This window comes from Neptunomonas japonica DSM 18939, from assembly GCF_000422765.1.
In the GTDB taxonomy this organism is placed as follows: domain Bacteria; phylum Pseudomonadota; class Gammaproteobacteria; order Pseudomonadales; family Balneatricaceae; genus Neptunomonas; species Neptunomonas japonica.
The window spans coordinates 139,379-153,990 of record NZ_AUGR01000001.1 but is presented as its reverse complement, the minus strand read 5'-3'; the positions used below and the strand labels follow the sequence as shown (position 1 = coordinate 153,990).

At 44.2% G+C, this 14,612-nt stretch carries 10 protein-coding genes; 1 reads left to right on the top strand and 9 read right to left on the bottom strand.

Annotated features, from left to right (window positions below):
- Nucleotides 1–20: 20 nt before the first annotated feature.
- The gene (gene rarD, locus G511_RS21475; protein ID WP_084628968.1) at nucleotides 21–935 is read left to right on the top strand and encodes an EamA family transporter RarD; all 915 of its coding nucleotides are present in this window, start codon (nucleotides 21–23) and stop codon (nucleotides 933–935) included.
- 127 nt (nucleotides 936–1,062) lie between these two features.
- Here rarD and G511_RS0100730 read toward each other — a convergent pair whose 3' ends face one another.
- The 9 genes from G511_RS0100730 to G511_RS0100690 all read right to left on the bottom strand — a co-directional run bounded on the left by G511_RS0100730 (nucleotide 1,063) and on the right by G511_RS0100690 (nucleotide 14,612).
- The gene (locus tag G511_RS0100730; protein WP_028467901.1) at nucleotides 1,063–2,493 is read right to left on the bottom strand and encodes an FAD-dependent oxidoreductase; all 1,431 of its coding nucleotides are present in this window, start codon (nucleotides 2,491–2,493) and stop codon (nucleotides 1,063–1,065) included.
- Nucleotides 2,494–2,556: 63 nt separating this feature from the next.
- Nucleotides 2,557–7,014, bottom strand: a complete 4,458-nt coding sequence (gene gltB / locus G511_RS0100725) for a glutamate synthase large subunit (protein ID WP_028467900.1) — start codon at nucleotides 7,012–7,014, stop codon at nucleotides 2,557–2,559.
- A gap of 216 nt (nucleotides 7,015–7,230) precedes the next feature.
- Nucleotides 7,231–9,066: an AAA family ATPase gene (locus G511_RS0100720; RefSeq protein WP_028467899.1), complete on the bottom strand. Its 1,836-nt coding sequence runs from the start codon at nucleotides 9,064–9,066 to the stop codon at nucleotides 7,231–7,233.
- Between the two features lie 25 nt (nucleotides 9,067–9,091).
- On the bottom strand, nucleotides 9,092–10,159 hold the full coding sequence (gene aroB, locus G511_RS0100715; protein ID WP_028467898.1) for a 3-dehydroquinate synthase: 1,068 nt from the start codon (nucleotides 10,157–10,159) through the stop codon (nucleotides 9,092–9,094).
- 18 nt (nucleotides 10,160–10,177) lie between these two features.
- Nucleotides 10,178–10,702 carry a shikimate kinase AroK gene (gene aroK, locus G511_RS0100710; RefSeq protein WP_028467897.1) on the bottom strand — a complete coding sequence of 175 codons (525 nt, stop codon included), beginning with the start codon at nucleotides 10,700–10,702 and terminating at the stop codon, nucleotides 10,178–10,180.
- A gap of 16 nt (nucleotides 10,703–10,718) precedes the next feature.
- Nucleotides 10,719–12,836, bottom strand: a complete 2,118-nt coding sequence (locus tag G511_RS21470; RefSeq protein ID WP_051221366.1) for a type IV pilus secretin PilQ — start codon at nucleotides 12,834–12,836, stop codon at nucleotides 10,719–10,721.
- A gap of 15 nt (nucleotides 12,837–12,851) precedes the next feature.
- Nucleotides 12,852–13,421 carry a pilus assembly protein PilP gene (locus G511_RS0100700; RefSeq protein WP_028467896.1) on the bottom strand — a complete coding sequence of 190 codons (570 nt, stop codon included), beginning with the start codon at nucleotides 13,419–13,421 and terminating at the stop codon, nucleotides 12,852–12,854.
- Complete coding sequence (locus G511_RS0100695; protein WP_028467895.1) at nucleotides 13,405–14,010, bottom strand: type IV pilus inner membrane component PilO; 606 nt, start codon at nucleotides 14,008–14,010, stop codon at nucleotides 13,405–13,407. The genes G511_RS0100700 and G511_RS0100695 overlap by 17 nt, the downstream gene beginning before the upstream one ends.
- Nucleotides 14,007–14,612 carry a PilN domain-containing protein gene (locus tag G511_RS0100690; RefSeq protein WP_028467894.1) on the bottom strand — a complete coding sequence of 202 codons (606 nt, stop codon included), beginning with the start codon at nucleotides 14,610–14,612 and terminating at the stop codon, nucleotides 14,007–14,009. Before G511_RS0100690 ends, G511_RS0100695 begins: the two co-directional genes overlap by 4 nt.

The following is a 14,612-nucleotide window of genomic DNA, read 5'->3' as shown; positions in this document are numbered from 1 at the left end:
TTTATAGCTAAAATCGACATATGCAACTATCTAACTTTCTACAAGGTGGTCTACTTTGGACCACTTGTGCTTATATTATTTGGGGACTAACGCCGCTCTTCTATCAGCATCTTCGCGAGGTAGAAGCCATGGAAATTTTTGCCCTGCGCGTCCTATGTTCTGTGCCTCTAATGGCTATCTTGCTCTGGGTTACAGTCACTCCCATACGCGTTTTCAATCTGCTAATGGAACCCAAAACATTCACTTCGCTGTTTCTGTCTACAGCTTGTATCTCTACTAGCTGGTACCTCAATACCTGGGGAGTCACCAATGGTCAGGTTCTCATGGTAAGTCTGGCATATTTTCTCACGCCGCTGATCAGCATCCTGATTGGAGTGTTCTACCTACGTGAGCGACTTACACCATTACAATTGATAGCGTTAATACTTTGCGCAACAGGATTTCTTTACGCTTGTATAAGTCTGGATAGTTTCCCATGGCTGACCATCGGTATTGCTCTTGCATTTGGTTGTTATGGCGTCATTAAGAAGCAAGTACGTATCGACACTCTCAACGGACTCGCAGCTGAAACACTACTCATGGTTCCTTTTGCTCTGTTTTACCTGATTGGTATGTCGGGGCTTACTCACTGGGAAACCGGTGAAGACAGTGATCGCCTTTTTTTAATGCTAACCGCACCCATGACGATCCTTCCTCTGGGTTTATTTGCCTTTGGTGTAGCCCGCACAAAAAACATCTCTACGATTGCAGTCTTGCAGTACATAGAACCCACCCTTTATTTTCTTCTAGCAGTATTCGTATTCGCTGAAGCAATCAATACAGGACGCTTGGTAACCTTTGCACTGGTATGGATAGGCTTTACCGTCTTCTCAATCGATGCTATGCGCCGTGCGAAACTAGCGAGATTCGCCGATAATATAGGGTTAGAGAAATAAGAAAACTGACAATCTAATGTAGGACCTAGAGCAGAACCAGACATAAAAAAGGCCGCTAAATTAGCGACCTATTTTGAACAACGTTGCAGTCATAAGAAACGACTAAGCAACAATTTAAAATCCAGCATTAGACTTCAAGGTAATCGAGAATACCTTCTGCAGCCTGTCGGCCTTCATAGATAGCAGTCACAACAAGGTCAGAACCGCGCACCATGTCACCACCAGCAAAGACTTTCGCATTGCTCGTTTGGAACGCATGGCGTCCCTGAGATGGTTTCTCATCCGCTTTTACACGGCCATCGTCATGCAAATCAATACCAAAATCAGCAAACCATGGGGCAGGACTTGGACGGAACCCGAAAGCAACGAGCACAGCATCAGCATCTAATACTTCTTCTGAACCCGGAACAACTTCAGCACGCTGACGACCATTTTCATCAGGCTCACCCATCTGAGTAGTGACAACCTTAATACCAATTACTTTGCCATTTTCGCCTACGACTTCTACAGGCTGGCGATTAAAGAAGAACTCAACCCCCTCTTCTTTTGCGTTCTCTACTTCACGCTTAGAGCCTGGCATATTGGCTTCATCACGACGATACGCACAAATAACACGCGTAGCCTCCTGGCGAATAGAGGTACGATTACAATCCATGGCCGTGTCACCACCACCCAGAATCACAACTTTTTTGCCTTTCATACTAATATAGTCAGCAGGGTCTTTCTCAAAACCCAAGCAATGATTTACATTAGAAATGAGGAATGGCAGCGCATCATACACACCATCTAGGTCTTCACCCGGAAAACCACCTTTCATATAGGTATACGTACCCATACCAAGGAAAACGGCATCATATTCATCAATCAAAGACTGCATGGCAACATCTTTGCCAATATCAGTATTAAGGCGGAATTCAACGCCCATCTCTTCAAAGACACGGCGACGATTTGCCATAACCTCTTTTTCCAGTTTGAATTCTGGAATACCAAAAGTTAACAAACCACCAATTTCTGGGTAGCGATCAAAAACCACCGGCGTCACACCATTTCGTACCAAGATATCTGCCGCGCCTAAACCCGCAGGGCCAGCCCCGATAATAGCGACTCGTTTACCTGTTTCTGGTACGTTGCTCATGTCTGGCTTCCAGCCCATCGCAAACGCAGTATCAGTAATATATTTCTCTACCGAACCGATAGTTACGGCGCCAAAACCATCATTTAACGTACAAGCACCTTCACAAAGACGGTCTTGCGGGCATACACGACCACAAACTTCTGGCAACGTGTTTGTCTGGTGACTTAATTCAGCCGCTTTAATGATGTTACCTTCCGACACCAACTGTAACCAATCCGGTATATGGTTATGCACAGGGCATTTCCATGAACAATACGGATTACCACAGTCCAAGCACCGATGCGACTGCTCGGCCGCTTCTGTTTCAACAAATGGCTCGTAAATTTCAGCGTACTGTTTTTTACGAACAGAGGCCTTTATTTTCTTTGGCCCTTCACGGGATACGTCGATGAACTGGAAATCGTTGTTAAGACGTTCAGTCATAGTCCCACCTCATTATGGCGCCTGTTAACAGGCGCAGGTTAAACGTTATCGCTACGAAACCTGTTATTCAGGGCGTCTACGAACACTATTCAGTAAATCAGTAATACCAGCGGCTTTGGGCTTAACTAACCAGAAGCGACCAATATAATCATCAAAATTCTCAATAATTTCTTGGCCCCAAGCGCTGCCTGTCTCTCTAGCAAATTCAATAATCACTGAACGCAGATGGTTTTTATGGATTTCCATATGCTCAGTATGAACTCGGTGAATTTCAACCAATTCATGGTTGTACTTATCCACAAAGGTATTACTCATATCCAATACATAGGCAAAACCACCGGTCATGCCTGCACCGAAGTTATAACCAGTCGAGCCAAGTACGGTAACCAAACCGCCAGTCATATACTCACAGCAATGATCACCAGCACCTTCAACAACCGCATGACAACCTGAGTTACGCACTGCAAAACGCTCACCTGCACGACCTGCAGAGAATAACTTCCCGCCAGTTGCACCATACAGACAGGTATTACCCATAATAGCGGTTTCATTTGATTTGAAAGTAGTAGCTGCAAACGGTTTAATCACAATTTTACCGCCCGCCATACCTTTACCGACATAGTCGTTGGCATCACCTTCCAAAATCAGATCCTGTCCACCGGCGTTCCACACACCAAATGACTGACCTGCGTGGCCTTTAAAGCTAAACGTGAGCTGCTGACCACACATGCCCAGATTCCCATGCTGCTTAGCAATGGCACCTGAAGTGCGCGCACCAACAGAACGGTCGCAGTTAGTAATTGCCAACTGCCATTCTCCGCCGGTTTTCTGCTCAATACTCTGTAATGACAGTTCAAGCATCTGGGTATTGAGCGCACCACTATCGTACGGTTCATTGCGTGTTTGCTGACAAATCTGTGGGTATTCAGCAGGCACGCCACCGTCACTAATAATCGGGCTTAAATCCAGATTCTGTTGTTTCGGTGTATAACCGTCGATCAACTCCAGTAAATCAACACGCCCGACCAACTCATCCATGGTACGAATACCCATTTGAGCCATCCATTGACGTGTCTCTTCTGCGACAAACCTGAAGAAGTTCTTTACCATTTCAACCGTTCCACGGAAGAAGTCGTCACGCAGTCTTTCATTTTGAGTAGCAACACCAGTTGCACAGTTGTTCAAATGACAGATCCGCAAGTATTTACAGCCTAGAGCTACCATTGGCATCGTGCCAAAACCAAAGCTCTCAGCACCTAACATCGCCGCCTTAATTACATCCAAGCCAGTTTTTAAACCACCATCTGTTTGCAAACGAATTTTGCCACGAAGATGATTACCACGTAGAGACTGATGCGCATCAGAAAGACCTAGCTCCCATGGTGAACCCGCATGGTGAATCGAGGTAATCGGCGATGCCGCGGTTCCGCCATCATAACCTGAGATAGTAATCAGATCAGCGTACGCTTTAGCCACACCGCAGGCGATAGTACCGACACCTGGACGTGAAACCAGTTTTACCGAGACCAGTGCTTCAGGATTAATTTGCTTCAAATCGAAAATCAGCTGAGCCAAATCTTCGATCGAGTAAATATCATGATGCGGCGGTGGCGAAATCAACGTCACACCCGGGACAGAAAAACGTAAACGGGCAATCAGCTCATTGACCTTCCCGCCAGGAAGCTGACCACCCTCACCAGGCTTAGCTCCCTGAGCAACCTTGATCTGTAAAACATCTGCACTCATCAAGTACTCAGGAGTAACCCCAAAGCGACCTGATGCTATCTGTTTAATTTTTGAGCGCTTCATGGTGCCATGGCGAGCAGGGTCTTCACCGCCCTCACCTGAGTTAGAACGGCCGCCCAACTCGTTCATAGCAACCGCTAATGCTTCATGCGCCTCTGGTGACAATGCTCCCAGAGACATTGCTGCTGAGTCGAAGCGCTTGAGAATTTCTTCAACGGGCTCAACTTGGTCTAGCGAAATTGACTTCACATCTTTTTTCAAAGCAAGCATGTCACGCAGTGTGGCAACACCACGATTGTTAACTAAATCAGCATATATTTGATATTTAGCCGGATCACCACTTTCAACTGCTTCATGAATAGTGCGAACAACATCTGGGTTATACGCATGATATTCACCATCATGCATATATTTTAGTAAGCCACCTTGCTGAATAGGCTTACGCGCTGTCCAAGCCTGTTTAGCTAGTAATGACTGCTCGTATTCAAAATCTTCAAAACGCGCGCCTTCAATACGGCTGCTCACACCTTTAAAGCACTGACTGACCACTTCAGAACTTAAACCGATGGCTTCAAACAACTGAGCTCCTCGATACGAAGCGATGGTAGAAATACCCATCTTCGAAAGGATCTTCATCAAGCCTTTATTAATACCTTTACGGTAGTTTTCATGGCTATCCAATGGATCTAACAGCATTTCGCCAGATGTGCACAAATCATTTAGCACACGATAGACAAGGAATGGATAAACGGCCGTAGCACCAAAACCAAACAGAACCGAGAAGTGATGAGGATCTCTGACTGTTCCAGTTTCAACAACGATATTGGCATCACAACGCAGCCCCGTATCCACTAAGCGGTGATGCACGGCACCTGTGGCCATCGCCGCATGGATAGGTAATTTTCCTTCTTCTATCTTAGCATCCGATAGAATGATGATGACCTTACCATCACGAACAGACTTTTCAGCCCGATCAGTCACGGCTGCTATTGCGTCTTTCAGATTGGTTATTGAAGGGTCGTAATTCAAATCAATCGTTATAACGTCAAAGCCAGAGACTTCGTTATCACGTAGGCGACGGAACTTAGACGCCGACAATACTGGAGTTGTTAAAATAACGCGTCGAGCATGCGCTGCGCTTTCTTCAAAAATATTCTGCTCAGCACCGATACAGGTTTCCAACGACATAACGATCGATTCACGCAAAGGATCAATAGGTGGGTTGGTTACTTGAGCAAACTGCTGACGAAAATAGTCATATGGAGAACGAACACGGCTAGATAACACTGCCATTGGCTTATCGTCACCCATAGAGCCGACGGCTTCCATACCAGACTCCCCAAGAGGGCGAATAACGTGGTCTCGCTCTTCGAAAGTCACTTGGAACATTTTCATGTACCTTTTAACTTCTTCTGGAGGCATCTCGCGGAAAGAGCGCGATTCTTCACTCAAGTTCATCGTCTGCTCAAGACGCAGAGCGTTTTCTCTGAGCCATTTTTTATAAGGCTGAGCTTTTTTCAAGCGGTTATCAACATCTGCCGTGTGTAACACCTCACCACTGGCTGTATCGATAGCAAAAATCTGACCTGGGCCTACTTGCCCCTGCGCCACAATATCTTCTGGCTGGTAATCAAAAACACCAATTTCAGACGCCGTACAAACATATCCTTGCTTCGTCATCACCCAACGAGATGGACGCAAACCATTACGGTCAAGCATACACACAGCAAATCGACCATCGGTCATTACCATGCCTGCTGGACCATCCCATGGTTCCATGTGCATAGAGTTGTACTCATAGAAAGCACGCAACTCCGTATCCATGGTATCCACGTTCTGCCACGCCGGTGGAATGATCATACGAACAGCGCGGTAAATATCGATTCCACCAACCATTAAAAATTCCAGCATGTTATCCATGCTGGAAGAGTCGGAACCACTGGTATTTACAATAGGCTGTAGTTCTTCAAGGTTAGGCAGCAGATCCGTAGCAAATTTTCGTGAACGTGCTCGCGACCAATTACGGTTACCTTCGATCGTATTGATCTCACCGTTATGGGCCAGAAAACGGAACGGCTGAGCTAAAGGCCAGCGCGGTGCTGTATTCGTAGAGAAACGCTGATGATAAGTACACACCGCTGTTTCAAGACGCTCATCTGCCAAATCTTTATAAAACACTGGCAAATCGACCGGTAATGTCAGCCCTTTATATGAAAGAACCTTATCGGAAAGGCTACAGATATAAAAATCATTATCCGTACTTAAAGCTATTTCAGCCTTACGGCGAGCAACAAACAAGCTGATACCAAAATCACGCTCAGACTTACCAGGTGCTTCGACGAATACTTGCTCAATTTTTGGCAAAGTATCTTTAGCAATAGGCCCAAGACAGCTCTCATCTGTTGGCACGACACGCCAACCTTTCACAACAAGCCCTTGAGCTTCTAGTTCATGGTTTAACGTGCTACGCGACACATCAGCCAACGCAGGCTCTTGTGATAGAAAGATCATACCTACAGCATATTGCTCTGCTAGCTCAACACTGAGGTCACTTTTTACTACTTCACGCAGAAAACCATCGGGCTTCTGCATTAATAATCCGCAGCCATCACCTGTTTTGCCATCAGCAGCAATGCCGCCTCGATGGGTCATACAGGCAAGCGCTCCGATCGCTTTTAGTAAAAGATCATGACTGGCCGTACCTTCCAGGTGCGCCATCAGACCAAAACCACAGTTATCCTTAAATTCACCGGGGCGATATAGACCTGTGCTCATAAGTCATACTCACTTAAAAAGTTCTTAAAAAAAACAAAGGTTTAACTAAATACCTTTTCGACTGGACTTTTATTTGGCAGGCAAAAAGGGAGGATATTTTACACATTGAGCCCTTCGGGGACAAATTTTAAGCAAATATTCATTCGATTAAGCATAAAAAAAACGGCAAAAGGCCGTTTTTTAAAAACAATTTACTGAAAAAACCAAAGAAAAAAATTATTTTTTCTTGATGTCTTGTTGCACCCCTTTAATGCTTCGAGCCCAAGGTTTAAGCTTTTTAAGCTCTTCTGGCAATGAGCTGACCGCCCGATTTGCAGCAGTACGGTTAGCATATTGTCCATATACAACCACGTGCCAAGGTGCTTTTTTGAACATCGTTGTAAAGTAATATAAACGATCTCGACTATCCAAAGACTCCATGAATTGCACAACGCTAGATTGAGAGCGCGCACCTAACACTTGTAAGGTATAACCTGTAGAAGGCCAGGTTAACAACTGCTCTTCTTTAAGCCATTTACTCGTACTTGCTTTTGTAGCAGTTATACTTTTCTTTTCTTTACCTGAAGAAACCACCTCAGATACAACACTTCTAGGTATCACATCTTTAGGTACAGCCGTGCCTTTTTCAGAGACAACCACTTTAGGCTTAGGCGCAACTTTAACAGTAATCACATCAGGCTTAGAAACAACACTAGGCGCTACAACTACTGCAGGTTTGGATACAATACTCGGTGTAGCAACAGTTGTAGGTTTGGATACAATACTCGGTGTAGCAACAGTTGTAGGTTTAGATACAACAGCAGTAGGTTTAGATACAACAGCAGTAGGTTTAGATACAACAGCAGTAGGTTTAGATACAACAGCAGGTAAGTTAACAGGCTTAGAGGCAATGACAGTTGGCTCTAATACCTTAACCGCAACTGGTTTAGGGCGCTTATCTATTAATTTTTCACTCTGCCTGAGCTCTTTCTCAACCAAGCTAGACTCACTTACCCCTTCTTTCTCTTTCGCTAAGATCGTCGTTACGGGTATAGGCTTAGATTCAACTACTGCTGGAGTATTTAGCGTATTTTCTTTTATAGCTGGGGGGGCCTTTAGCAAAGCAGTTTCTTGCTTTAACAACTTCTCTTGTTCAGCTAATAACTTAGACAACTCACTTTGCATCTGAGTAATAGAGTCATCACGAATATCACCTAACAAAGGATCCTTGACAGAAACATCTAGCGGTACAGATACACGCCCTGCGACAATCTGCGGCTCAATAACTAGATTACTATCCTGCGAAGCCTGCCAAGCAGATATCATCAACACCCCTAAAAGCACAATACCTATACCAACCATATGCGGCATAGGCAAGGGAAGGAACCTCCTAGACCTGCTAGTAATTTTGCCTGAACGATATATCTCAGAGGCAGCAGAGGTGATCCTTCCAGGATAGCCTTTAGAACTTTCGTAAACACCTTTCAGGTCGCGCTTACTCAGCGCTTGTTGCGAAGAAAACCGTAAAGCAAGGAACTCTTTTGCTTCATCTTCACTAAACGGCTGTAAAGTCTCAAGATGCAAACGGCCTTCTAGTAACTCATAAAGACTCAATGAATGTAAACGACTCACCAAGGACTCTTCACCAGAAAGCACAACTTTAGGTTTACCCACCCCTGATACCAACAGCCCGGCCAGCAACTCAATGGCCTCATCGTTGAGCCATTCTGCATTATCAATAAGAATCAGCAGGTGCTGTCCAACATCATGCAGTGACCTGCTTTTTTCATGTAAGATAGTCAATGGATCCATGCCTTCGGCATAATCATCAGAAACTAATTTTGCACACTGCAGAGCAAGTGACATGGCTCCCGTTTCGCCTTCAAGCGTAACAAGAATCTGACTTATATCACTCGTTTGCGTCACCAAAGCTAAACGCTTCGACACTGAGGTTTTCCCGCTCCCTTTTGGGCCAGCAATAACAATCAAAAATTCGGAATAGCGAAGCAAATGAGCCATTTTATCAACTAGCTGTATTCGACTAGGAGGCTCGAAGTAGAAATTTTGACTCATTGATACCACCCACTTAACGCCCGGTCTAGGCGCTTAAGACACTCATCAGTTTTTCTTGAGAATAGTCAGCTGTCACAACAGCTTTTCCAAGAGCTTCCAACAGAACCAAACGCAACTCACCATTTAGTACTTTCTTATCTACAGACATTAGCTCAAGAAAATCTTTTTCACTCATATTATCAGGTGGCAATATAGGTAAATTAGCCTTCTCAAATAAAATACGTGCTCGGTCTACATCATCAGGTGACAACCACCCCATATTCAACGAGAGAGCCATCGCCATCATTGTGCCTGCAGCAACAGCTTCACCATGCAACCAGTTACCATACCCTTGATGCGTTTCAATTGCGTGCCCAAAAGTATGTCCTAAATTTAACCAAGCGCGAATACCGCCCTCTTTTTCATCTTGGGCAACAACTTCAGCCTTAATTTCACAAGAACGCAAAATTGCCTGCATAAGAATGTCCGGATCACGTGCCACTAATCCGTTCATATTTTCTTCAAGCCAGCAAAAGAACGTGTAATCATAAATCAAACCGTACTTAATCACTTCAGCTAAACCTGCCGCAAGTTCACGATCAGGCAAGGTAGTAAAAACAGAAATATCAGCAAGGACTAATTGTGGCTGATAAAACGCTCCAATCATATTTTTACCTAGAGGATGGTTTACACCCGTCTTACCACCCACAGAAGAGTCAACCTGAGACAAGACAGTCGTAGGGATTTGAATAAAATCTACGCCACGCTGATAACTCGCTGCTGCAAAACCTGTCATATCGCCCACGACACCACCACCCAAAGCAATCAGTGTGGTGGTTCGGTTATGCCGACTTTTAAGCAACTGATCGAAGATCAAATTCAGGTGAGTTAAATCTTTAAAAGACTCCCCGTCGGGTAATACGGTGACATCAACTGTGAATCCAGGTAAGCACTTTAGTAAGGTATCAAGATACAAAGGCGCTATCGTGTCATTCGTGACCACCATAATTTGATTACCTTTGATAAAGGGAGTGATTAATGCTTCAGAAAGAATATTTTGACCAATATAGATGGGGTACGAACGTTCACCCAATTCAACCGTTAAGGATTGCACACAATCTCCAAATTATTGTTAGCCGCCAGAGACAATACCTTGGCGCACCAGTTGTTTAACAATATCAGTAACCACGCCACGAGGATGCCTACGATCTGTTTTAATAATCAGGTCGCAGGTCTGTATATATAAAGGATCTCGTTCCAGCATTAGTTTTTCAAGTATTGCCTGAGGGTTTTCAGCATTTAACAGAGGGCGGTTTTTATCTTTAGCTGTTCTTTCTAGTTGCTGCTCTATAGATGTATCCAGATAAACAACAAATCCTCTACTCTGTAAATTAGCACGATTGATGGGCCGAAGCACAGCCCCGCCGCCGGTAGCCAGCACCTGCTCATCCATTTGTGTTAGCTCATCTACTACGGATTCCTCACGATCACGAAACCCGGCCTCGCCTTCTACATCAAATATCCAAGGAATATTAGCGCCTGCGCGCTCTTCAATCTCTCGGTCAACATCCACAAACAGAAGGCTTAGCTCTTGAGAAAGCATGCGCCCTATGGTGCTTTTTCCAGCACCCATAGGACCGATAAGGAAAATATTCAAGCTGGAACAACTCCGACTACTTTGCCGATAAAGACTCTCGAATTAACTTAGGTGTAATAAATATCAACAGCTCGACTTTCTTGTCTTGCACTTCTGATTTACGAAATAGAGCTCCGATCCCTGGCAAGTCACCTAAGAAAGGAGTCTTAGCGACAGCATCAACCACTTCGTTTCTATAAACACCACCAAGGACAATCGTATCACCATCTTTAACAACAACAGAAGTTTCAAGTTCATTATTAATAATACTTATTTCACCATTAGGTAAAACCTCACCCAAGGAATCTTGATTAATCTTCAAATCTAGCGTGATTCTATCACCAGGATTAAGCTGCGGAGTAACATCTAAACTCAACACTACATCCTTAAACTCAATTTTCACTTCACCATCTTCAACCGTTTGATATGGAATTTCTTGACCTGATTGAATACGTGCAGCTTTACCATTAGTAGTAATAATCTTCGGTTGAGAAATAATCTCAGCCTTTCCTTCACTTTGTAATGCAGACAGCTCAGTAGAAATAAGGAAATTACTGGTAGCATAACCTAAACGAATGGAAGACTGTGGACTCACACCCAAATCAACTCCCAGCTGAGTGTTTTGCCCAACAGCAGGAAAATCATTTCTAAAGTACGGAGCAGTGCCACCACCACCACCAGCGACAAATCCCCCCTGCAGCAAGCCAAAGCCCCACTTCACACCTAAATCACGTGTAAAGTCAGTTGAGGCCGTCACTAGTCGTGCTTCAACCATAATCTGAGCTACTTCAGTATCAAATTTACGTAGCGTACGACGAATCTCTTCCAACGTACTGACGGTTTCTCTCACCATTAATACATTGGTTTGATCATCTGCAACAATGAATCCACGCTCTGAAACCAGCTTCGCTTCATAGATACGCGAGCGCATCTCAGAGGCTTTACGGTAATCAACCTGTATAAAGTCTGTTTTTAGTGGTGATAATTCTTCTACTTGTTTCTGGCTCTCAAGCTCCACTCGCTCACGCTCTGCTATATCTTCAGCTGGAGCGACCAATAAGACATTACCAACCTGGCGCTTATCTAAACCGCGTGTTTTCATAACAATATCGAGCGCTTGATCCCATGGAACGTGTTTCAACCGTAGAGTAATTTCACCTTCTACGGCATCATCAACTACAAGGTTTAGCTGTGCTACTTCAGCCAAAATCTGTAACACGGACCGCACACTCACATTTTGAAAGTTAAGATCTATTTTTTCACCGCTATAAGGAAAATCATTCTTCTTCAACTCATCCTTTTCAGCACGCGATAGCGGTTTAAAATCTAGAATAAGCTTGTTACCTGTTTGGTATGCCATGTAGTCATATGGCTCAGCACCGGGTTTAATAAGCACTGTTGTGTTCTTGCCACTTGCCATAGCATCAACAAACATAACAGGTGTTGCAAAGTCTTGCACATTCACGCGCTGTTGCAGCGAAGGAGACAAACTTGCTCCTGAAAAATTAACCGCTACGTTATTTCCTTCCTCTTGGATATCAAGACCAGCCTGGTCATCTGACAGCGTTATAACGATACGCCCCACCCCACCAGAAACACGCTCAAAATCTATACCTTGAACACGAGTCTTATCATTATAAGCATCTAATACAGAGCGTGTAGCAGACATCTTTTTCGGTTTAGTTGTAGGTGCGGATGCAACTTTAGCTATCGACGCGGACTTGCTCGGTTTTTCGCCAAAAACAACGAATAAACTTTGTCCTTCAGTGAATGTACGATAATCAGTCATACCATGCAGGTTTGTTACTATTCGTAAGCGACCGTTACCTTGTGCAAAATTAAGAGACTCAACCACACCTGCCTTCACATCTACAGATTTCGTACCTAAATCATTTTTCACACCCCAAAAATCCAAAACTAACCGAGGAGGGCTATCAATTGTATAGGCTTTAGGTACTGGAGGAGCGGCATCAAAATCGAGCTTAACCTCGATTTTGTTACCCGGCAACGCAACAAAAGAGGACTTATTTAACGCGACCTCTTGTTGAGCAGAGACTTGTTGAGAAACCGCACCCAACAGCAATAGCGCCGTAATGAAAACGCCTTTGAGAAGCCCCGCGCCATGGGGTTGTAGATAAGCATTGTTGTTATTCATGTTTCTATCCTTCGCTCATTTCTGCTCGGCTAACTCAATAGTTCTTGGACGCTGCATCCATCCACCTCGTCCATTCGATATAATTTCCATCACATCAAGCTGCTGATCTGAAACAGCAAAAACTCGACCAAAATCTAAACCTAAATAGTCTCCAATTTTCACGCGATGTATCTCGCTGTTATCATCTAGTACAAGCGCCCAAAAGAAATCATTCTCAGCCTTACCGATAGTGCCAACCATAGAGAGTTGATCCACAGCAAACTGCTCAAGATAACTTCTAGAACGATCCTGATCTGGCTGCAGACCATCACCATCTTCTAGCTCAAAATTAGACAGTGTTGAAACCACACGCACCAACGGCACAAACGGATCCCTCAGGCTTGCTCCTTGATAAACAAAGCTGTGATAAGGCTCAAAGGTCGGTAGTGGCTTAATTTTCCCTTTCGGTTTAGCCTGCACATCAGTAATGAATTTAGAAAGGTCAGCAGTATCTTCAACCCAGATACACCCAGTTACTAAACTAACCACCACTCCAGCGAACAAGGCACGAAGCCCCCTACAAGAACGTTTATTCAGTATCATCATAACGATAAGTCTTCGCACTGATTCCCATTTTTAACAAACCACCATCCGTAGGCTGTAGAGTGTAATCATGCAGCGTAACTATGCGTTTAATCGCAGCCACACCACTAACAAACTGTCCCATCTGGTGATAAGTCCCTTCTACTTCTATATTTATCGGCAGCTCAATATAAAACTTTTCTTTTCTCTCACCCGCTAAAGCTATTTGCTCAATCTGCAAACCAGCAGCGCGTCCAATATCACTAATATCTTCAAGTAAACCCGGAACTTCTTTATCAGTAGGAAGTTGCCCTAGAAGCTCAGAAAACTTGCCTTCAACATCTTCCATCTGCTTTCTTAAAGCGGTTAAGTTAGCGACCTGGAATGACTTTTTTTCGAACTCTTGTTTAAGCTGACTCTCTTTCTGAATCTCTCGCTCTAGCTGCACATGCTGCTCACTCACATAAAAGTGAATACCAGCATAAACAACTATCGCCATAATAATTAGATAAACAACAGCTTTAACACCAACAGGCCAATTGCCGGCGGTGTTGAAGTCCATATTATTAGGGTCAAAGCCCTGGAATGCATTTTTTAAAGACTGGCTTTTCATTTTGCATCCTCGGCTTTAGGTTTAGTCAAAACAACTGAGAGATTAAAGGCTCTGATATCAGCCAAGGCCAAAGACTTTCTAGCGGCACCTGCTCCTGCACCTAAAGCTCCTACTTGCGACAGGTTAGGCTCCCCAAACCAAATGGAGGAGTTGAGGCGCCTCATCAGCTCGGAAACATCTTTGTTTTGAAGTGCTAAACCTTTAATATTGATAGCATCCGCACTAGCAAAACCAGCTTCCTTTCTTTCCAGAAAGTCGTAATGCAAACCATCAGGCAGTACTCTAACCAGCTCATCAAAATTTCTTACAATAATAGGCCGATTCCCTTGCAGCTCCTGAATTGCATTCAACCTCTCCAATAGCCTTTCACGTTGTCGCTTAAGCTCTTCTATCTCTTTGATTCTCTCATCAAGCTTAGAGATATTTACTTTCAAAAAACCGTTACGGGCATTCTGACGATCCATCTGTACGTCATAATAATAGCCCATCATAAGAACAAGAGCGGCAGCACATATAGCGGAAGCAACGAGACTGGTAACAAAGTCTTTCTGCCTTGCCGCTGTGCGCTCCTCTCGCCATGGTCGTAAATTAATTTTTGCCAT